The 21,118-nt window shown below is 29.2% G+C and carries 28 protein-coding genes; 16 read left to right on the top strand and 12 right to left on the bottom strand.

The window, feature by feature from the left end:
• Nucleotides 1–40: 40 nt before the first annotated feature.
• Nucleotides 41–745, top strand: coding sequence for a hypothetical protein (locus BAMA_RS18730; protein ID WP_034642258.1), 705 nt, complete (start codon nucleotides 41–43; stop codon nucleotides 743–745).
• Nucleotides 746–1,132: 387 nt separating this feature from the next.
• A complete protein-coding gene (locus tag BAMA_RS18725; RefSeq protein ID WP_051759028.1) occupies nucleotides 1,133–1,420 on the top strand; it encodes a hypothetical protein in 288 nt (95 codons plus the stop codon).
• 517 nt (nucleotides 1,421–1,937) lie between these two features.
• Here BAMA_RS18725 and BAMA_RS18720 read toward each other — a convergent pair.
• From BAMA_RS18720 to BAMA_RS18710, 3 genes are all read right to left on the bottom strand, one after another.
• Nucleotides 1,938–2,366, bottom strand: coding sequence for a thioredoxin family protein (locus BAMA_RS18720; protein ID WP_051759027.1), 429 nt, complete (start codon nucleotides 2,364–2,366; stop codon nucleotides 1,938–1,940).
• 168 nt (nucleotides 2,367–2,534) lie between these two features.
• A complete protein-coding gene (locus BAMA_RS18715) occupies nucleotides 2,535–2,819 on the bottom strand; it encodes an AbrB/MazE/SpoVT family DNA-binding domain-containing protein (protein ID WP_034642256.1) in 285 nt (94 codons plus the stop codon).
• Between the two features lie 41 nt (nucleotides 2,820–2,860).
• Complete coding sequence (locus tag BAMA_RS18710; protein WP_051759026.1) at nucleotides 2,861–3,910, bottom strand: tyrosine-type recombinase/integrase; 1,050 nt, start codon at nucleotides 3,908–3,910, stop codon at nucleotides 2,861–2,863.
• 444 nt (nucleotides 3,911–4,354) lie between these two features.
• On the opposite strand from BAMA_RS18710, the gene BAMA_RS18705 reads away from it, so the two are divergent.
• From BAMA_RS18705 to BAMA_RS18690, 4 genes are all read left to right on the top strand, one after another.
• Nucleotides 4,355–4,741, top strand: a complete 387-nt coding sequence (locus tag BAMA_RS18705; protein WP_034642254.1) for a hypothetical protein — start codon at nucleotides 4,355–4,357, stop codon at nucleotides 4,739–4,741.
• Entirely contained in the window at nucleotides 4,738–5,694 is a 957-nt protein-coding gene (locus BAMA_RS23620) for a helix-turn-helix domain-containing protein (RefSeq protein WP_338022316.1), read from the top strand. The genes BAMA_RS18705 and BAMA_RS23620 overlap by 4 nt, the downstream gene beginning before the upstream one ends.
• Before the next feature lie 40 nt (nucleotides 5,695–5,734).
• Nucleotides 5,735–6,103 (top strand): hypothetical protein, encoded by a 369-nt coding sequence (locus BAMA_RS18695; protein WP_034642252.1) that lies wholly within the window; start codon nucleotides 5,735–5,737, stop codon nucleotides 6,101–6,103.
• Between the two features lie 215 nt (nucleotides 6,104–6,318).
• Nucleotides 6,319–6,645, top strand: coding sequence for a YolC/YozM family protein (locus BAMA_RS18690; RefSeq protein ID WP_034642251.1), 327 nt, complete (start codon nucleotides 6,319–6,321; stop codon nucleotides 6,643–6,645).
• Between the two features lie 327 nt (nucleotides 6,646–6,972).
• On the opposite strand, the gene dnaI is transcribed toward BAMA_RS18690, so the two are convergent.
• From dnaI to BAMA_RS18655, 6 genes are all read right to left on the bottom strand, one after another.
• Nucleotides 6,973–7,944 carry a primosomal protein DnaI gene (gene dnaI, locus BAMA_RS18685; RefSeq protein ID WP_051759024.1) on the bottom strand — a complete coding sequence of 324 codons (972 nt, stop codon included), beginning with the start codon at nucleotides 7,942–7,944 and terminating at the stop codon, nucleotides 6,973–6,975.
• 538 nt (nucleotides 7,945–8,482) lie between these two features.
• Nucleotides 8,483–9,022 carry a hypothetical protein gene (locus BAMA_RS18680; protein ID WP_034642249.1) on the bottom strand — a complete coding sequence of 180 codons (540 nt, stop codon included), beginning with the start codon at nucleotides 9,020–9,022 and terminating at the stop codon, nucleotides 8,483–8,485.
• A 482-nt stretch (nucleotides 9,023–9,504) separates the two neighbouring features.
• Nucleotides 9,505–10,230 carry a YidC/Oxa1 family membrane protein insertase gene (locus BAMA_RS18670; RefSeq protein ID WP_034642246.1) on the bottom strand — a complete coding sequence of 242 codons (726 nt, stop codon included), beginning with the start codon at nucleotides 10,228–10,230 and terminating at the stop codon, nucleotides 9,505–9,507.
• A gap of 75 nt (nucleotides 10,231–10,305) precedes the next feature.
• Nucleotides 10,306–10,542 carry a hypothetical protein gene (locus BAMA_RS18665; RefSeq protein ID WP_034642245.1) on the bottom strand — a complete coding sequence of 79 codons (237 nt, stop codon included), beginning with the start codon at nucleotides 10,540–10,542 and terminating at the stop codon, nucleotides 10,306–10,308.
• A 128-nt stretch (nucleotides 10,543–10,670) separates the two neighbouring features.
• On the bottom strand, nucleotides 10,671–11,192 hold the full coding sequence (locus BAMA_RS18660) for a hypothetical protein (RefSeq protein ID WP_034642243.1): 522 nt from the start codon (nucleotides 11,190–11,192) through the stop codon (nucleotides 10,671–10,673).
• Nucleotides 11,193–11,295: 103 nt separating this feature from the next.
• Nucleotides 11,296–11,574: a hypothetical protein gene (locus BAMA_RS18655; protein WP_034642242.1), complete on the bottom strand. Its 279-nt coding sequence runs from the start codon at nucleotides 11,572–11,574 to the stop codon at nucleotides 11,296–11,298.
• A 233-nt stretch (nucleotides 11,575–11,807) separates the two neighbouring features.
• Here BAMA_RS18655 and BAMA_RS18650 point away from each other — a divergent pair, with 233 nt between their 5' ends.
• From BAMA_RS18650 to BAMA_RS18610, 9 genes are all read left to right on the top strand, one after another.
• Entirely contained in the window at nucleotides 11,808–12,338 is a 531-nt protein-coding gene (locus BAMA_RS18650; protein WP_051759023.1) for a tubby C-terminal domain-like protein, read from the top strand.
• Nucleotides 12,339–12,438: 100 nt separating this feature from the next.
• Entirely contained in the window at nucleotides 12,439–12,732 is a 294-nt protein-coding gene (locus BAMA_RS25665) for a LytTR family DNA-binding domain-containing protein (protein ID WP_420834704.1), read from the top strand.
• Nucleotides 12,733–12,891: 159 nt separating this feature from the next.
• Entirely contained in the window at nucleotides 12,892–13,827 is a 936-nt protein-coding gene (locus tag BAMA_RS18640) for an ABC transporter ATP-binding protein (RefSeq protein ID WP_034642240.1), read from the top strand.
• A complete protein-coding gene (locus BAMA_RS18635) occupies nucleotides 13,799–14,752 on the top strand; it encodes an ABC transporter permease (RefSeq protein ID WP_034642239.1) in 954 nt (317 codons plus the stop codon). The genes BAMA_RS18640 and BAMA_RS18635 overlap by 29 nt, the downstream gene beginning before the upstream one ends.
• A 177-nt stretch (nucleotides 14,753–14,929) precedes the next feature.
• Nucleotides 14,930–15,175, top strand: a complete 246-nt coding sequence (locus tag BAMA_RS18630) for a hypothetical protein (RefSeq protein WP_034642237.1) — start codon at nucleotides 14,930–14,932, stop codon at nucleotides 15,173–15,175.
• Between the two features lie 230 nt (nucleotides 15,176–15,405).
• On the top strand, nucleotides 15,406–16,305 hold the full coding sequence (locus tag BAMA_RS18625) for an Rpn family recombination-promoting nuclease/putative transposase (RefSeq protein ID WP_034642236.1): 900 nt from the start codon (nucleotides 15,406–15,408) through the stop codon (nucleotides 16,303–16,305).
• A 275-nt stretch (nucleotides 16,306–16,580) separates the two neighbouring features.
• A complete protein-coding gene (locus BAMA_RS18620) occupies nucleotides 16,581–16,796 on the top strand; it encodes a hypothetical protein (protein ID WP_034642234.1) in 216 nt (71 codons plus the stop codon).
• 276 nt (nucleotides 16,797–17,072) lie between these two features.
• Nucleotides 17,073–17,342: a hypothetical protein gene (locus BAMA_RS18615; RefSeq protein ID WP_034642233.1), complete on the top strand. Its 270-nt coding sequence runs from the start codon at nucleotides 17,073–17,075 to the stop codon at nucleotides 17,340–17,342.
• A 157-nt stretch (nucleotides 17,343–17,499) separates the two neighbouring features.
• The gene (locus tag BAMA_RS18610; protein ID WP_034642232.1) at nucleotides 17,500–18,489 is read left to right on the top strand and encodes a DUF3895 domain-containing protein; all 990 of its coding nucleotides are present in this window, start codon (nucleotides 17,500–17,502) and stop codon (nucleotides 18,487–18,489) included.
• Between the two features lie 229 nt (nucleotides 18,490–18,718).
• Here the strand turns inward: BAMA_RS18610 and BAMA_RS18605 are convergent, their stop codons facing one another.
• From BAMA_RS18605 to BAMA_RS18600, 3 genes are all read right to left on the bottom strand, one after another.
• Nucleotides 18,719–19,156 (bottom strand): hypothetical protein, encoded by a 438-nt coding sequence (locus tag BAMA_RS18605; RefSeq protein WP_051759021.1) that lies wholly within the window; start codon nucleotides 19,154–19,156, stop codon nucleotides 18,719–18,721.
• Between the two features lie 68 nt (nucleotides 19,157–19,224).
• Nucleotides 19,225–19,380, bottom strand: a complete 156-nt coding sequence (locus BAMA_RS24990; RefSeq protein WP_200874701.1) for a hypothetical protein — start codon at nucleotides 19,378–19,380, stop codon at nucleotides 19,225–19,227.
• Between the two features lie 262 nt (nucleotides 19,381–19,642).
• Nucleotides 19,643–20,236 (bottom strand): hypothetical protein, encoded by a 594-nt coding sequence (locus BAMA_RS18600; RefSeq protein ID WP_084158057.1) that lies wholly within the window; start codon nucleotides 20,234–20,236, stop codon nucleotides 19,643–19,645.
• A 541-nt stretch (nucleotides 20,237–20,777) separates the two neighbouring features.
• Between BAMA_RS18600 and BAMA_RS18595 the strand changes: the two genes are divergently transcribed.
• Nucleotides 20,778–21,110 carry a hypothetical protein gene (locus BAMA_RS18595; protein WP_034642231.1) on the top strand — a complete coding sequence of 111 codons (333 nt, stop codon included), beginning with the start codon at nucleotides 20,778–20,780 and terminating at the stop codon, nucleotides 21,108–21,110.
• Nucleotides 21,111–21,118 lie beyond the last annotated feature (8 nt).

Genomic DNA, 21,118 nt, shown 5'->3' with positions numbered 1-21,118 from the left:
ATAGTTCTTTTTATATAAAAAATTGAAAGAGGGGCTAATTATGAAAAAAGAAAGAATTTATGGAGTACCAGCGAGTTTAAATCCAGAAATTGATTCTTTGGGAAGATTTCATATTCCTATCCAAGAAAAAATTAATAGTAAATTAGAAGAATGTGTACAGAGCATAGTAACTTCAAGTTTTGAAGCTAAAAAGTTTCTTGAAAATCCTAAATCATACCTTAATTCAAAGGGAATCACAAATTCCAATTTAAATGTTAACGAATTTATTTTTAAAAAAGTAACCTTAATTGCAGATGAAGCAGTTTCAAGTGCTGTACACGAAAGAAATGCCAAAAATTTTGTTGATATCATGGTAGACAAGGGACTAATACCTCAAAGCTTTGTTAAGAGTCAAACAGAATCAACTAAGCCTAAGGCTGCATGGGCTATAGTAGCTGTTTCTCCAGCAGTTGTGTATACTACTTTAGCAGCATATGGTACAGTTGCAGCTTGGGTAGCAGCGTATGCATGGGTGGGGGTAGGAGGCCCTAAATTTCAGAATACTGGATGGTTATCTATGAAATTAGATGAAAGTATGTCTCAACCTTTATCCATGTCCTTACTATTAGGTGATGAAGATTTTGCAAAAGAAGTTGATAAAGAAATCATGTACAGAGTTGAAAAGGAAATTAAAGAATTTATAAGTAAATACAAAAAGCTGTCTCCTATAAATAGCTTTAAATCTATTGAGAGTTGCATCCAATAAAATTTAGCTTAAGAAAAATATTAAAAATCTTAATTTCTGAATCAAGAAACATAGAGATGAGAAATTTTATGTTTCTTGATTTTCACCTCTATTAATTTTAATAGGAAAGATTTTATTTCAAGATTAAACTGTTTTTCGGAAGTTCCAATACTTTTATGTAACTGACTTTTTAAGCAGAGTTTCAGTTCGTCCTTTGTTAAACGTCAATTTAGCAACACTTGGTGAAGCATTCCATTGATTCTTCATTTTGAAACTATTTTCTTACGCTCTGCATATTTCTTGATTTGTTTATTAAAGAACTTCTTTTTTGTGTTTATTTGTTTATGCAAAATACTTTATACTCTCAAACCATCATAAAAATACTATAAATTTGTTAGGCGGATGTATATGAATAAATTTCTAGATAAAAAACAAATATTAGAGGTTGAATACGATTTTTATTACTCAGATAAGATGTTTCTAATAGGGATTTCATTGAATGGTGGACGTTATAGTCAAGTAAAGGTTAATGGTGATTGGAAAAAATACACAGAAGTAGTTTTGAAAGGGGAAGAAACTTTTTCTAAATGGGAGGATATGACATATATAGGTTCAGGTGTCCTAACAGATATTAAATTCGCACATTTAACCATAGAAGAAATAAAAAAAATAGAAGAAACTATTCATAAAATTTAAAAGGTAACAATGGTATAAATAAAGAAAATCACTTTTCTTTATTGTAAAATAGGTTTATCCAATTCTCTAATCGCATCGCGAAGTTTTATATCATCAATTGGTTAGACCACACCACACTAAACTAGACAAATAGATTAAGGTAAAGTAGTGTTGCTATGGATATTTCAAAGGATCTAACTAAAAAAATGAAATCCATTTTTAGTAAATTCTTCATTTGGTGCAATAAGTGCTCTTGAATTAGAACTAGTACATTTGTGCAAGTAGCTTAAAGTTTTTAATTTATGGGAGCAGTCGGCATTGCAATAAAAAATCAATAATAAAAGTCCAATTATAGCATTGTAAGAATGAATCTACGCAATGTCATAATTAGACTTTTATATATATAAAAGAAAGAGGGGAGAGGATTTTTAAAATTATAATGAAAATAAAGATATTTATTATATAGAAATTACATATTAATTTTATTTAAAACACATTCAACTTGAAGTTAATTCAGCTAATACTAATACATTTAATGCTATAGTTTCCCTTCAAAAAACATTATATATGCTTCCTTATCAGTTAGACCTTCAATTCGATTGACTTCATTACCATCACGAAATTTGATAATTGAAGGCGTCCCATTAATTTCATACTGGTCCCAGGCCTTTAAATTCGATTCTTTACTTATATCTATTCTATATAAGGTAATATCTTTCTCTTTTAGTATCTCATCTAATATCAGTGCAGCTTCAATACAAAATGAACATGTTGGCTGATAAAAATAAACAAATGTATCTTCATTCGAATTGATTACATTCTTCATCGCTTGATTATCTAATTCAATAGTTTCTCCCTTTTGATCTTCTGCATTGACGAACTTAAGGTCTGCATACATAAAAATAAACACAATGCTTAGTATCAAAACAAGCAAACGACTAAAAATAAGATATTTTTTCTTATTCATTCTTAATTACCTCCATTTTTAAAAATTTGCATACAAAAAAGGACAAACCTATAGCGTTACGCTGCAGTAGGTTTGTCCTTTTGCATATACAAAAATTCTTATTCAATTTTTTCGAATTTGATTTAAATCTATTATATCATATAATCCTATTGTTTAATAATTAATATTTTATTTCATTGAGCTAAACATACTAGTTAATTCATTTAATAGCAATTCTGCACCCTTTGGACTAATAGGAAACTCACCATTAATTAACATAATATTTTTATCTGTTACTTCACCTGTAATTATACACGCATTATCAGGAGTGTACTTTGTTAAAATGATGTTATCGCCTTCTGTAAAGATTTCTAATGGATCTTTAATGTCGATTCCTAATACATTACGTAGTTCTTTAGGGATTACAATACGACCCAGTGAATCAACTTTACGTGTAATTCCAGTTGCTTTCATTATAAATCCTCTCCTTACTAATCATTTATTATTTAATATATTTATTTTACAGAAAACATAGTTTTACCCAATTTTAGAGTAGCTAGATTTTCTCTCAAATTTTGACGTCTTAAGTATATTTCTGTTGTTCTAACACTAGCGTGACCTAGAAACTCACTAATGCTCTTTAAATCAATGTTTTGTTGTGACAAGTATTTTGCTGTAAAATGCCTACATGTATGCGGCGTAATTTTATTTTTTCTATGACTAACAAAGGGGAAAGTAGTTTTTATAATCTTAGTAGAAAAAAACGTTCCTAGATAATCACTATTGTAGTGGGAACCATCTGCCTTAGGAAGAAACGCTGAATTATCAGTTAGATCTACATCAATAGATAAACCTCGTAATTGTCTAACCTTTTTTATAGATTCAAGTACTTCTTCAAAGATACGAACTTCTCTTGGAGTATCACCTTTACCTATAATTTGAAGTATGTAAGCATCATGGTTCGCATCATAAATTAATTCATTCCATTTTGCATTAGTCAGTTCCTTAATTCGCATTCCAGTAGTCACCAAGGTATATAATAGTGCATACATAAAACTATCATTGTGTTTAAAATAATATAGTAGCTGTTCAACTTCTTCTGTAGAAAAATCTCTATTTACAAGTTGCTTTTTATCTATAGAAATACCAGGTATCTCGCTTGTAATATCTTCAGGTATGGCACCCTTTCGATAGATATACTGTAAAAACTGCTTTATGACAGCCTTTTTTCTTCGTAGTGTAGTATCTTTATAATCTTTTATTCTGTAAAAATATCGTTTTACATCTTCTTTATGAAGTGCCCTAAGAGAACCAGAAGTCTCTAACACATACCGCATGAAGTAGGACAAATCATGAAAGTATACTTTTTTTGTATTAGGCTTCCTTACTTTTTTAATATCAGGGTCATCATGTATAAATAGGTATACTAGTTCAGGATCAGATAATGAAGTGAACTCTAAATTCTGCATCCCTAACTCAATTACTCTTTCATAGAATGTAGAATCAAAAAAATCGTGACTACTACCAAGAGACATTACATTATCTACTGATTTTTTAATTTCCATAACTCCACACCTCCAATTCTCAAGAAATCCACAATATTACTAAAATTAATTACAACAACTCTTATTTCACTTGAACAATGAATAAATAGAATTTATACACTTTATAATACTTACTAAAAATTCATAACTATATAGTATATATATGTTTAAAAAATAATTAATTTAACTTTAATTAGTTTATATATTTATAATATCAAATTATCAAATCAAACTATAACTAAATATATACTTTTATTATATATTTATAGAATTACTTTTTGCAAATAGTAAAGCTAGATAAATTGATAATTTATCTAGGGGTATATTTAAAATAAAATAACTTGATATATTTATAGAATTGTTTTATATTGTTTATTAAAATATCTAAATTTTAACATATGAATCATTCTTTGGAACAATAGATATTATTTCAATTTTTTGGTAACAAAGGAGCGAGTTGTACTAATGAAAAGGGGAGAAATAGAAAAAACAATAACTTCAAATATCGATATAGATAAAACATACCTGCGCACTCAATATACTGACACCATAAATTATTACCTCGATAACTATTGCACACCTTGTGGAAAAACACATCAACCATCTCTTGTTACAAGTGAAAAACTACATTGTGCTGACTGTCCTATATTGCAGAAACTACAAGAAAACGGTAAATTGTTAGAAGAGGTACAAAAGAATATAACATTTTCTAAAGTGGATATTAGCTCTATGACCGGTGATGACTTTTATTACTTACGTACAATAAAAGAATATACAATGCAGGAAATAGCCACTGCATATGATATTACAATGTACCAACTAGGACTACTGATCGACAAAAAATTGAGGTGACAATAAAAGTGTACTATTCGTTCCAAGAGGTGTGCAATTTGTTAGACAAGACTAGAAGTCAAGTCAGTTATTTGATTTCTAATGGTAGGATTAATCCTGCTAATCCAAATACATGGAGAGGAGATGGTGGATATAGGTTTGAGAAAAAAGAAATTAATGACTATCTTGAAGAAGTAAAATCCAAAGAAAAACCTTTACTAACTTTGTCTGAAGCAGCTAAGTATTTAGGAAGATCAAAAAGTTTTATTCAGCAAGCAGTTAATAAAGGTATACTTCCTTTTGAAGAGATAAGAAATAAAAAAAGAAATACCAAACTATATAATAGGAAAGAACTAGATAAAATAAAGCAAAATCTATCTGATAATGTTAGAAAATCAACAGGTATTCCTGTCTGTTTAAATAATTTAGTATTATTTGATTTACAGGAAATAGAAAATCAACAATTTCGTATTATAGATGTTGAAAAAAGAATTGGTATCACAGACTCGGGAGATTATATAGAAATACCAATGCATATACAATCTAAGGACATCTCTAATAAATCATATTCAACGGTTCCTGGTTCAGTAATCTTTATTTTCCCTTACCATGAATCTTATAGAAGTAACATACTTGATACAATATTTTATCTTATAAAATACGTAGGATCATCAAATATTAAGTTATGGCATTTGGAAGAAGAACTTAAAATTCAAGTTAGGCTAGTTTCCATCCCATATGATTATAATATCTTTCGTATATTAATGACTTTTATTACAGAAGGAGAAGTACTTCATAAAGATAAAAATATAACATTTACTATTGGAAAAATGAACTTACATATTCGTGTTCCCGTCTCTATCATGGAAAAAATTGAAAAAGATAAAGAAACGATGTTTTTAAAATCTAAATCTGAAGTTGTAGAACATATAATTACAAAACATTATCAATCAAAAACAAATAATAACTATTGATTCAAATAATTAGATTTTATAATTTGGAGGTTTCATACATATGAATAAGTACTTTAAAACAATTGTTACTGGTACAATGATTAGTTCTATATTAATTTTAACCGCTTGTGAATCAAACCTTGAACAAGCAAGAGAAGGAGAAATAAAAACAAACGAAAGTGCAGAGTCAAAGAAAGAAAACATGTACACTCTTGATCAAGCAGAGACTATATTAAGAGGAAAATTAAAAGATGAGTTGAAAAATGAGGTGACAAAGGAATTAACACCTGAAATTGAAGCTGCTGCCAAGGAAAAGTATTTTAAAGAGGGCTATAATACTGCACTAAAAGAAGTATCTGAGGATATTGAACTAGTAAGAGATGAAAAGTTACTTCTAGATGAATTTCTTTTAAGGTATCAAGAGAAATAAAAAATAGAAAATATCGTAACTCATCTCTAAACATTGTGATTATATTTTTAAATCTAGACATATCATATTTTATATTTGCAAATTAATTGACGTAAGATTTAACTTTTTCGCTAAACAAAACCTCTTATTTTTATCTATTCTTCAAAGCATGAATATTAGAAATTGATTTAAAAATGGGTTATAATGGTAATGTGAAGCTATGGGAGGTGTGTTTAATGAAAAAATTCTCTCTTACCTTAATAACAATGATTGCTTGTCTATTAGTATTTGGTAGTTTTACTACTAATCAAGCAGAGACATTGAAAACTGACAGAGAGATACGTGAGGAACGTATTGCAACTGTTCTTGAGGATGCTTGGGAAAAGTATGATTTATCTAGTTTTCAAATTGGTGTTACAGATCCTACGATTTGGGTTGAAATTGAAGAAATAGAACATAAAAAAGAGCTAATAACATATCTAGAAAAGAATATAAGTAAATCTGATTTAAATCATTATAAAATCGACGTTTTTGAAAAAGATACAATTACGGAATCAAATTAAACAGAATAACTTCAGTGAAAACGCAAAAGCTAGTCTACAAAACTAGCTTTTACGTTTTTTTTATATTTTAGAACCCAATATATCCACCATTTAAAACTACATCATAAAAGTCTTTGAATGGGAATATTTATTTCATAACTAAACCCGTTTGCATTTACTTAGCCAACATACGACGATGAACTATCATAAACTTGAACTGACAAAGCTTTAACGTATTTAGCTAAATCTAGAATAACACTTTTGGGATTATAAAATGTTCGTCCCTCACCAATCCAAACACTATCGTTAAAGCTTGTCTTTTTTATTACTAAACACATCAGTAGTTTACTAATGCGTTTTCGATCGTCTATTTCTTCCGCTAATTTGGACTGTTTGGACATAAGGTTCTATACGCTGCATAAGGCGAGCTGCTTTTAAACGCTCTTCTCCACCATTGTGTGTATATGCCAGATGGTTCTCAAATTCCCTAAGAGTTAAATTTGAGGTGAATATTATAGGTAACCCATTCGCAGAACGATATTGAAGGATAGATCCTAAAATATCATCTCTTAGCCATACACTTAAAGATTCCGCGCCTATATCATCCAAGACAAGAATAGGGGTTTCTTTTACAAAACCAATTTTATCTTCTAAGTTCCCAGCTTTTATAGATGAACGTAGTTCTCGAAAAAATTCCGGAACGTAAACGTATGTAGATGATACTTGTTTTTTAGATAACTCGTTTACTATAGCCGCGGCAAAGAAGCTTTTCCCGACTCCAAAAGAACCATGTAAATATAGACCTTTTGTACTTTTTCCCGCTAAAAAATCATCTATAAAATCTAATGCTACTTGAATTGCTTTTAAACGTCCTGCTTCACCCGTCTCAATGTCACTAAATGTTACTTGTAATAACTCTTCTGATACATGAACACTTTTAATGCAATCACCTTGTGTTTTCTTTTCCCGGTATTGATTCATATAAGAGCAGCGCAAATAAGTTAGCTGATATTGATTACCTTTTGAATACCGGTTATAACTTTCTTGTTTTTCAATAATAGGATAATGACCAGGAATAATATTATTACAATTATTTAGTCCTTTACATCCCTCACATTTATTTTTAGTATCGTTATACTCTACAAACATTGACATATTATTCATAATGTCCTGAGATGTGACCGAAGGATTATTTGTCATATATTCAGCTATATGTTTTGATTCCATTAATAACTTTGTATATACTTCTAACTTTTTTTTTAGAAATTCAGCAAAATCAATACCATTTCTGTCTTTTGTTCTATTTTTAACATCCTTCATTTAAGTTTACCTTCTTTTTAAATGACATAATTTCTATTTTCTATTACTATCTAACACGATTGTAATGAATACCATGATAAGTATCAATAAATAATATAAATATAAAGATATTACATTTTATTTATGCATATTAACTAACTATAAGGATACATCATTATAATTTAAGTTCAGTAAAGAAGTTGGAGTGGGGATTCAACAATTTGTAAAGAGATGAAGAATCTCTCGCTGTTCGAAGTTTCATTTTATACTTACTTACAAGAAACTTACTAATACTTGTACATTCTAACAGCAAATAATAACATGATCGTAAGAGCCAAAGGGCAAACCTACGCTATAACTGTTGGTTTGGAATAAAGTTTGATCAGAAATATCCCCCAAACCCGTATTTTAAGTTAAACGATAAGAACCCGTTTTGAAAAAAAGATTGATCAAAACGGGTTAAGCCTTTGTGAAATACTATGCAATTTTTATAATAAAGTTTGATCATTTTCTACCGATGATCTTAAACAATCGCGCCCGTTTGCGGTATTTTAATTTGTTACCCCTTTGCCCTTTTTGGCCAAATAAAATTGCTTATGGCAATCAGAAAATCAATACCTAACACAAGTGTCCATAATTTTAGAAACCCAGCCAACACTTCTGTTCGGGAAAAATCGTTAATTAAATAGATTAGGACGAATAAAATTCCAGCACCTATTAGAAAGGCAAGCACATGTTGTCCCCAACTTTTAAAGTAGTGTTTCGCATAATCGATGCCAAATCTTTTAACTGGTTTCGATCCTTGTTTCATCACATAATATTGAAAGCGTATATCAGCCCATTCAATCATACTTCTACCGTATGCGATAGAGATTCCAATATACACAGCAGCAATTGCATGCACTTTGGTAGCAGTCGCACCACGATACAAGTCTACACCCGTAGCAACCAATAAAATCAAATCAATGACAGGTGTCAAGGCTAGGAAAAACAATCCTAATTTATTTCTTTTAAGGATATATCGTGTGAATAGACCTAAAGTGATAACAACCCAAAACCCTATTTCACATGCAACGATTAACCACGCAATTACATTCACCCCAGCACCCCTTTGTACGACGCACGCAATTACTTGTTTCCCCTTAATAGTTCAACAAAATGGTCCGTTCGTATAACCTTATATTACTTTTACCATAGGAACCCCCTTCAGATAAAGCATATCCAAAGGGGCAAAACGGTGCAACTTTTTTATAAACGGTACGACTTTATTTCAAACCCACAATAACGCGATAGGTTTGTCTTTTGGCTCTTATATAAATTTTTTAGAATTAAAATAAGAAGGGGGAGTGTTAATGTTTAATCATAAGTCTGGGATTATATTGGCTATAGAAATCAATAGAGTTAACTTCAAGATTCAAGATTCAATACAGTCTAATAGATTAAATTTCAAAGTGAACCCAAATAATACCTCGTTAAACCCGCATACTAAATATGCGATTTCAAGAGAAATTAAATTGCCTGCTCCCGAAGAATGTAAAAACATGTGGTTTAAGTGTTCTTTTATGTATCATGTATCCCTTTTTAGATTCGTTTCAGAGTAATTTCAGAAGGAGGAACAGCTATTTTAAAGAATTGCCAGTATAGTATTTTTTGACAAACTATCTTTTGGAGTATAGAACATAGATTATTAGTAATCCAATAAATTAGTATGGCTGAGATTAGTTGAGAAGAGATAACACCGATTATTAAACTGAATACCAAAAATAAAGTATGTATCTTCTTTGTCAATTTGATATTAGAAATCATTAGATTAACAAAAGTACAAATGAATAAAATAACTGGTAGTATAAATAATGGATCTTCATTGCCTATATTGAACCACATATGATTATGATTTGCGTTGTTAGATACCAAAACTAAGGATTGAATGAAATTTATAACAAAAGCAAGTTGTATAAGCATAGCTAGGCAACCAGAAAAGCGATGATTGTCTATACCATAATATTTATACACTCGTTCCTCTAATTCTTTTTGATTTTCTGATTGGGTAAAAAATCCTTGGTAATAATTATCCACTATTTTTTTATATTGTATATTCCAATCACTTTTAAAACTGATTAAAAGAAAAATCGTTTTAAGAATGATTGTTACTATAAATATGGCTAATACATAGTTATCGTTTAGAATTGTAGCACTTTTATTGATTATTAAATAAAATATATCGATAAAAAAGTTTGAAACAAAAGAAAATATAATAATTCCTGTTACTAACAAAAAACCAATCATATTCAATGTTCTATATTTCATAAGATTTATCAGCCTTTCTAAAAAAATTCTCCCCTAGAACTATTCCAGGGGAGTTATATACAGTATGTTAAGGAGTCAAACGTTCTGTTTTTTAAGATTAATTTTTTTTGTTTGTTTTGCGCTATCAATCATTCCTACAACCCAAAGAATTAAACATACAATTGATAGGGCTGGGATCAACTCAGTGCTTAAAAAATAAAACCCAACTGATAGACCTAATATAATAAAACCTCTAGCAAATAGTCCTAAATATAATTGTCCTAGCCCTGGGAGGATAAAAGATAATAAAATTGCCAACCATTTTTTCTTCATTCATAACTCTCCTTTTATATCGAGTTGATATCAGACTTTTGAATTACTAAATGAATTTTTAGTAATCATTATGTAGTATTTCACTTTTGAGCACATAAGGTTAAATCACTTTTAATCTAATTAATTTTTTAACTAGTCATTACCCATACAAATAATCTGTTCGATATATATACTTCAATTAATGCACCTATTATTAATATTCCAACTAGAATGGGAAGTTCTCTTTTTAATGTATTTATCATAAAACTTTTGAATTCTTTACTATTCTTTTTCTTTTTTACAATATCTATGAACAGTACTATACTTTCCTTTGCTATACTTAAAATAATGAATAGTGCAATTATCTCAAACAAACCGTGACATAAAGAAATCGGAAAATATATCAGTGGACTTACACCACTTGCTTTAGCAGCAGAACCTATAGAATAGAGCAACTTAAATATAAAAGGGATCGAACCGCCAAAAAATGAAAGAAAAAATAACACTATAATACTAAAAGTATTTATCCCAAAAACTAAAAGAACGTCTTCGAATTCAAGGAGATTGTAAATTTTACCTTCTGTGCTTCCACTTTCAGTATTTATGTAGCCAAAGTAGAAGGTAGTAATGACCAATATAAAGTATGTAAATATCCATTTTTTATTGTACATATTATCTCCTAATAAACTATTATTTTTGATAGTGTCAAAGAATAGAAAAAATAAATTTCCATTCTTTGACAACCAAACTTTTACTATTTAGATAAAGAGATTTTTATACAACTCCTACTACATCCCATAGAGCTCCTGCTACATCCACAACCTTACCAACTCCTACATTTTTAACGATTAGAGTTGCAAGGTCTAATAGCAAACCGCCCATATCAACCCAACTAATACCATCAGCAGAACTTTGAAGATTTTTAAGTGCCAATGTAGCACTATTGAAAATTTCCTGCGCATCTGCACCTGGTAATAAACCTTTGATTTCACCTACAATTCTCCAACCAACTTGATTTAGTGAAACGGCTCCTTGGTAATAATCGTATAACATTTTGAAATTCCTCCATTTTTTGTTTTTTGAAAGATCTCTCATACACAACTTAACGAAATTACATTAAACATTTCTACAAAAATTGCTGAAAGAGGGTTTAAATAGTCTAAAAATAGATTAAAGACATTCGAATAAACTTTAAAAAGTAAATTGTTTGATTTTGTTTTACAAATATGGTTAAAATAGGGACGAGTAAGGAAATAATAAACATTTTTTCAGATAGGGAGGATATTATGTCGCAGTTTTCATACAAACTAGAACTTTTAAGCACATCAACTAAACCAGTGGAAATCTATAAAGGTGAACAAAAAGTAGGGGTAGTAAAAGGTTTTTATAAGAATATTTTTATGAGAATCCTAGATTATATTTACAGTAGTTCTAGTATTATTAGTTATGAATTAAAAGATAAAGAAAATAATATTAGAATAATTTCAAAAGATGCGACTGGACTTGGAAGAAAAAAAGTATTGGTAAGATACATTGACAACGATAATAAAGAACATGAGATTTTGATGAGGGATGAAAAGCCCTTTGATATAGGTGAACAAGTTACTTTTGAATATAAAAACCAAAAATATGTAATCAGTAAAAAACCTTTTCAACCTGCAGAATTATTACTAGATGATCACCTAATTGCAGAATGGAAAATACAGCCCGCAGCTTTTCGCGTTGTTATGAATATAGTTGATTATGATTATATAGAAGAACAGTATTTAATTTTAGGATTATTTCATGCATATCTTTATGCTGATAAAAATGGTTAATAACTCTAATTAATAACATAAAATATACAAAGGGTGATAAGTTTTGACACTTTTTATTGCAGAGGAGAAGCTAATAATTTATAGAAAAAGTCAAATCAACGTGATTCCGGTAAATGAAATTATATTTATTGAAAAATCTAACAAAGATACATTGATTCATACTCGTAATAAAAACTTTTCAGTTAATTATACATTAAAAGATTTAGAATTAAAGTTACCCTCTAATTTTATTAGATGCCACCGCTCGTTTATTATTAATATGAATTTGATATTTGAAATGAGAAATTTAAACGAAAATTGTTACTCAATTCAATTCAATAATTGCAAAAAAGATGCACTATTTAACAAAGATAATATAAGAAAAATTAGTTATCTTCAATGTTTAAAAAATTAATTAAATATATAGTGAAAAATATTCTTTATCTAATAGATTAAACATGAAAGACTCCTATGATTTTACATTTAACTTATAATAAAATATAAATTTTTCAATCGATAAAAACTTCTAGTTATAGATATCTGTATTTAACTACTAATAGAAGGGAATACCATTATGTCAAAACCAATTGTTGTTATAAAAAACTTACATAAAAGGCTTGGTGGAAAAACTATTATTCAAAACTTAAATTTTGAAGTTTATCCAGGTGAAATATTTGGTTTTTTAGGACCAAATGGCGCCGGTAAAACAACTGCAATACGTATGATGGTAGGTTTATTAAAAATTGATGCTGGTGATATATTAATTAAAAACCATAGTATTAAATCTGACTTTAAAAAGGCTATATCTTTTGTTGGGGGAATCGTAGAATCACCTGACATGTATAAATTTTTAAGTGGATGGAAAAATTTAATTCATTATTCTAGAATGCATAAATGTGAAATTTCAAAAGAGAAGATTACAGATATCGTAAAACTAGTAGGATTGGAAGATGCTATTCACCGAAAAGTTAAACACTACTCATTAGGTATGAGACAAAGACTAGGTATAGCTCAATCTTTATTGCATGATCCATCCTTACTAATATTAGATGAACCAACTAATGGATTGGACCCAGCTGGAATAAGAGAAATACGTACTTATTTAAGAAAGTTGGTTAATGAAAAAAATATATCTGTTATTGTATCGAGCCACATACTTTCTGAAATGGAGTTAATGTGTGATCGAATTGGTATTATTAAAGATGGTAAATCATTAGGAATCCAACCTGTAAACGAGATTATAAAAAGAGATATTGTTGAAGTATATATGGATATAGACGATCCTACTAAAGCGAATAATATATTATCAAATAGTTTAAGTACTAAAATCAAAGACAATTCCATTTTTTTTGATATCCATTATGATGATATACCTTCTGTAATTGAATTACTTGTTACAAATAAAATGAAAATATATTCTGTTCGAACTAATTCTAAATCACTGGAAGAAAAATTCATAGAAATTACAGGGGGGGATAATATTGTCAAATCTAATAAATTTAATCCTTAATGAAAAAATGAAAATATATGCAAAAAGATCTAATCAATTTATGATTGCTTTTATTGTTCTTTCTGTAATCATTGGGGCTATTTTTATAAAATTTAACTCCCCAGAAATCACAGAAACATCCGAAGATAATTGGAAAACTGAACTAGCCGCACTAAATAAAGATATGGAAATAGAGTTACAAAAAAACCCGGATTCTTCAATGAAAGAGTCATTTGAGGAACACCTGACTATAAATAAATATCGTATAGAAAATGACATAAATCCGAAACCTAATAATGTTTGGACTTTTGTAAATAAGTTAATGGGGATAATTTCCTTAATTAGCTTGTTTACAATCATTGTTGCAGGTGGGATAGTTTCTAATGAGTTTAACTGGGGAACTATCAAATTATTACTGATGCGGCCGATTTCCCGTACCGAAATACTAATTGCCAAATATTTGACTACATTACTCTTCTCTTTAACATTGCTTTTAATACTATTTTCATTTTCGTGGATTTTAGGCATCGCCTTATTTGGAAGTGAAGGAACCAATGTACCTTATCTAACATATGAAAATGGCACAGTTAAAGAAACAAGTATGTTGAACCACGTCCTAATTCAATATGGGCTGCGTAGTATTAATCTAATTATGATGGCAACATTTGCTTTCATGATTTCCTCTATATTCAATAACAGTTCCTTTGCAATCGGTTCATCAATATTTTTAATGATGACTGGTAATACCATTGTTGCTTTCTTAAAAGAGTATAGTTGGGTTAAATACATTCTATTTGCAAATACAGATTTAAACCAATATTTTTCAGGCAATCCTTTAGTTAAAGGAATGACTTTAGAATTTTCAATAGTAGTTCTATTAACATACTTTATACTGTTTATGAGCTTATCATTTATATGTTTCAATAAGAAGAACATCGTAACCTGATTATAACTAACCTTATTTTAAATAATACAATATATATAAATAATGTATTATCATGTTGTATTTCTGCATTGTAAGCGATAATATATAAGAGAAAAGGACAAGCCTACGCTATAGCGCGATAGGTTTGTCCTTTTTCTTATATAAATTATTAGGATTAAAATAAGAAGGGGGCTGTTAATGTTTAATAATAAGGCTGGGATTCTATTGGCTAAAGAAATCAATAGAGTTAATTCCAAAATTCAAAATTTAATACAGTCTAATAGATTAAACTTCAATACTTTCGAGGAGCATGAAAGAACTTATATGGTTATGACCGCTTGTAATTTTGAAGGATGTAATATTAAATGTATTGAATTCCCTTCACTAAATGCTGCAAGAACTCAGGCAGCGATTTTAACCCTAAATGGTAAATATGCTGACTGAATAGGAATTTGTAATAACTACCTAAACAGCAGTATAGATGAGAAAATCTGTACGAGGTGTAATAGAAAGATTTTACCGATATATGATTTATCCACTTAAAATTGTAATACAATCTATTTTACCTATCTGCAAATAGCCCCTTATGCTTATTATAAAGACCTGTTTGCATGTTTTGATTGTTTTTAGGTACAATGGAAAAAGAAAGACTTTCAGGTAGGAGAGAAAAACCCATGTCAAACCAACAATTAGTAAATTTACGTATCGATTTTGCATTTAAACAATTATTTGGCACAAGTGGGAACGAGGATATCCTAATTGCATTTTTAAATGCTATGTTAAAAGATTCCCTAGAATCTCCAATTGTTTCTCTACAATTAGAAGATCCGCGCCTACATCGAGAGCATGAAGACGATAAACTATCCATTTTAGATATTTCAACTACATTAGACACGGGGACTAAAGTAAACGTAGAAATACAATTAAATAATAATCACGATATGATTAAGCGGAGCTTATATTATTGGGGAAGATTATTTACAGCCCAATTGCAGAAAGGGATGCCATATAGTGCACTTCATAAAACGATTGCAATTAATTTGCTAAACTTTACGATGTATCCAGAATATGAAGCGTTTCATACAACTGGCATCTTGTGGAATAAACAACAACAAAAGATGCTCAGCGATGATATAGAAGTCCATATCGTAGAGATTCCTAAACTCACGCACCAATGGCGTAATGAAAAAGTAAATCCGTGGAAAGATTCTTTTGTGCGCTGGTTATTATTACTACCAGCGAATGAAGATGAGCAACTTACTCAAACATTGGAGGATATTGCGATGAACCAAGATCCAATTCTACAAAAAGCAATTAATAAATGGGAACGTATGAGTCAAGATTCTACTTTTCGCCAAGCCTATGAAGCGAGGGAAAAAGCTTTATTGGATGAGGCTGCAAAGTTTGCTCATGCAGAGCAACAAGGAATGAAGAAAGGAAGAGAAGAAGGGGTTCGAGAAGGAAAAATACAAATGATTAAAGGGATGTATGAACTTGGAGTACCAATTGAAACAATCGCTAAGGCAAGTAAACTAAGCCTTGATGAAGTTCAACATATTTTAGAGCAAAAATAATTGTTCACAACAAGAACCTATTAATGAAATAAGTACAAAAAATTAGATATATACTTAAACAGTTTAGGAATAATGAGTTCTATATTACATGGTGCCAATTATTTTTATTCTCTGGTACAGAAAACTATTATTGAACCTATCGATACTTGTACATGCTAACAGCAAATGATAACATGGTTGTAAGAACCAAAGGACAAACCTACGCTATAATGCGATAGGTTTGTCTTTTTTTATTATATAAATTATTTGGATTAAAATAAGAAAGGGGAGTGTTAATGTTTAATAATAAGCCTGGAATTCTATTGTCTAAAGAAATCAATAGAGTTAACTTCAAAATTCAAAATTTAATACAGTCTAATAGATTAAATTTCGATATTTTCGAGGAGCATGAAAGAGCTTATATGGTTATAACTGTTTGTAATTTTGAAGGATGTTATATTAAATGTATTGAATTCCCTTCACTAGATGCTGCAAAAACTCAAGCAGCATAGATGAGACAATCTGTACAAGTTGTAACAGAGAGCTTTTACCGGTATATGATGATTATCCAAATGCCATTAAATTTTGTCCTACTTGTATGTAACAAAACCTAAGTATTTTATAAAATCATCACTTATATGGAGTCACCATATAGGAAAAGGAAGTATTAGTGAATTAATGGGTTTTGCTGATGCAATAATTAGAGTTCCTTATATTTTGTTTAAGAAATGAAACCTTAATAAGCGTAGTTAATACAATTTGAATTTTGTAGAAAAGGGGATTGTGAAATGCACAGATTAGAAGAAGTTTATACTTTTTTACCAAAAGCAGTTAAACGTGAATTTGAAAAGCATGGTATTCAATTAGATGTTAGAGTTGATGATTTTTTTATTGAAGAAAAAGATGATGGTACAGAAAAATACATCACTTATTATATTGAAACAATTACAAGGTTTTTTGAAATAACTTATTATCCAAATTCTGAGAACTGTTTATTTAACTCTATGACTAAGCGTGCAATTTTAAAGATTAAAGACCATGTTAGTGAAATTGAATAAAAGCCTTAATTTTTTCTATGAAAAGAGGGGGAATTGAATTGCTATAAACCCGATAATAAACAGCGTGGTGAATGGATTTTAACTGTTGAAGCGATGAATTAGTTGTTTCCGAATAAACAGCCGATTTCTATTAAATAAAATTAAAGGGGGATGGGGCATGAATGCAATTCTTAGTAAAGAAGAAAGAGAGGGGATTCTAAATTCTATTTCCTCTAAACAAAAAGAATTTATTCAAGAACATGTAAAACGTGGTAAAAAAACTGTTTTTGCAAACATTATGGCAAAAGATAAAGGGGTAGTATTGCCAGCAAATGCTACAAATGAAGAATTAGAAATGTTACTAGATGAATGGGTTTTGGAGGAATACATAGACAACGGATTTGTGAATCCGGAAACGAAATGTGAATGCGGCCGTCCATTGCGATACCAATATATCGTCAAGCATAAAAGAACTAATGAAGTGAGACGGTTTGGAATTGATCATTTCGAACAACATACAGGAATACCCGGTTCTATTGTTCGAGAAATAAAACAGGGATTCTATGAAATTGATTATGAAATGGATGAACTATTATTTAAAATAAATAATAGTTGGAGCATAAGTGAGGTTTTTCCAACTATACCTGATAATTATATTTTCCCTAAAGATATAGCAACGCATTTAGAGGCTGAAGTTCCTTTGTTAGATCGACAAATAAAAAGATTACGTGACCAAATACGTGAATTTTTATTAAGGCGAGAAAACCAAAAAGAACAACAGGAGCAAGATGCTGATGAACAAGATGAATTTGATTATAAATTAACTAATGAAGATGAGCAATTTTCTTTCGGGCTATTTGATGAAAATGTTGAGTTTACTAAACAAAATATAAGAAATCGTAGTGGGTATAATAAACAGGAATCCTCATCGTTATCATCTTATTTAAAAGATGAAGCTTTAAATTATATAAAAAATAACGTTTCAAGTGCTAGGGTTATTTGCGAATTGCTTATTAAGAATCATGGAGCATACTCTCAAAGGTACACAACAGGTAAACCTAAAATATATGTTTCTGTTTGTTCTTATCTTGACTCTCTAGTCCAGGATAACATACTGACAGTTGAGAAACCCGATATAACAGATCGTGCATATCAATTGATAGATTAGGTGGAGGGGATCTTATCACAAACCAAGATGAACGATATCAGTATTATTTTATGATTTTAAAAGCACTTGATGTCAAATCACTATTTTTTATAAAATCTTATTCTTAGAAAAGAAAGTAACTCCATTTTGAAAAAGTTGTTCAAAATGGAGTTACTTTAGTCAACTTTGACTTCGCCGTATTCTACATAAATACACTCAATATTGGTACTTTTAAAAAGTTTTTTAGGAGTTATTTAACATCTATATCAAAAATATAAGATGCTTCTCCGTCATCCCATTTCCCTACTACTTCATAAATGTAATGACCATTAATTGATGGGACAGTAATTTGATTTTTGGTTATAGGAATTTCTGTTATATCTCCTTCTTGGCTCCATTGATATACAGTAATACCAGGAGTATTTGGGATGGCAATATCAATCTTTTTAGATTTTTCTAGCTTTATGTTGTCAAATTCTTTAGCGATTTCAACAGGTGAGGCAGCATCAACTTTCCTAATCTTTGTTTCATCTCCATTCCATCTATATTTTCCTACCATCATTTCATATCTTTTCTCATTAATAATAATTTCCCCTACTACAGGCACCTGCTTTTCATTAGGTTTTTCTTGTAAGCTACACCCAGTAGAAGTTATAATCAGCAAAATTATACATATGAATCTTTTCAAAATTATAATCTCCCTCCTTTTGAATAACAAATCTACGTATGGGTTTTTTGCGATTGATTTTTGTTAATTTAAAATCCCTTAAAAATAAGGTTTAGAAAAATAAATAAAGTAATAATAATTATTATAATTAATGCTTCTATTTTTTCTTTTTTACTAATTTTTCTTCGCTTTGTACGACTCCTATATTTCTTCTGTATCATTTTCTTCTTGAAATCTTGCTTCATAATAACCTCCTTGCACTTTTCTTTACATATATAATTTTATATAAAAGAAAAATCTTATGGTATACCAGGTGATTGTTGTAATCTTTTGATTCTATAAGATTATTGTTGTTAAAGAGCATATCAAACTAATATCGTTTTACTTTTTTGTTTTTTAAAATAATCCGTATATCCCAAACAATTATACTCTACTCTAATATTAAATAAAAAAGCTGATTTTCCTTTTGATTTGAATTAGAAAATCAGCTTTTTTATTTAATAGTTATCAATCATACCAACTTGTATCTACACTATAAGCTGGATTAGTTAATTTCTTTAAGACTAATTCAGCTTTACCATTATCGCCATCAACAAAGCTTCCTACTTTGAAAATCAATTCGTACGTACCCGCACCTTTAGTTAAGTCAAATGCTTTTACTGTATCATTAAACGCAGGGTCTTCCTCTTCTAATCTATACTTCCATTGGAATCCTGGGCCGATATTTGGTTGTGAAACATAAATCATAAGGTCTCCCCCACCAGAATAGAATGTTTTTGATTGACTCTTAAATGAGTGATCTCCTATCCAGTTCCATTTACCTGGTGCCAAGGAATGTAAAATGTATGGATTGTCCGAAATTTTTCTAATTTCTAATTGAACACTAGCTGGATCATTAGTTCCATCATTTGGACCATCCTGTAAAACAACAGGATCAATACTATTTTCACTTTCTTGTTTCATAGTATTATCTTCAGTTTGTATTTTAATGTTGTCAGTTTCTATAGTATCTGCAAAAACATTCATTGTAGTAGGAAAAAAACTAAATGTAAATAAACTACCCATAATCAATAAATTTTTCTTGAAATTTGATTTTTTCATTCTGCAACTCCTTCTTCTAAAAGTTTAGCTTTTAATAGGGTTATAATAATTTAATTTGCTATGATATTCCCTATTTCATTATTTAAACCATACGTAGCTGTTGAACTATAAACCAATTGTGCCTACAGATACTTCTTGCGAATAGAAAATACTAAGGTGTTTAATATTTTTTATCTTTTCAATCTCCTTTCTTTTTAGTAATTATATTGTTAAAATATGTTAAAAATTGGTTAGCATACTTATAACCTTTAATAAAAAAGTTGATGGACATAAGATATTTATTTAAAGTTTTATATGCTTTGTTGTTATTGAATTATTAATCTAATATTCTTTGATGAAATGATTGGCATTATTGATGATAAAGAATGATTAAAATTTAATAATTGCAAAATATGATATTATAATACAATTATTTCGCATAATTTGTAAATATTTAGCAATAAATTGGAATATTGTGTTGGTTTGAGAAATAAATTATTGTCTTAAAAATAAGACTAAATGTGTTAGAATTAATAAAATAAAATTATACAAGGGAGTATATATGAACTTTAAAAAACGAATCATTTTTTCGTCACTAAGGTATGTATTTTGGTCAATCGGTTTAGTAATGTATGCCCTTAATAAAGGGGATACAATTCTATCAACAGTTTTTCTTCTTTTGGGTGTACTTACAATTTATATTGAAGATTATAAATTAGATCATAGCAAATCTCTAAAAAAACATTATAAAGAAATTATTCCTATAGCTTTTATTCTTTTAATATTCTTCTTACCCATGACACAAACATTAAAAATTTTATTATTTTTGTTACTTTTAGCAATATCATATTTATTTTCATTACAACAAATATTTAAAGAAAAAGAGACTGTGTAACAAGCACA

The organism is Bacillus manliponensis (genome assembly GCF_000712595.1).
Lineage (GTDB): Bacteria > Bacillota > Bacilli > Bacillales > Bacillaceae_G > Bacillus_A > Bacillus_A manliponensis.
The sequence above is the reverse complement of the archived record's forward strand: the minus strand, read 5'-3'. Positions and strand labels throughout refer to the sequence as shown.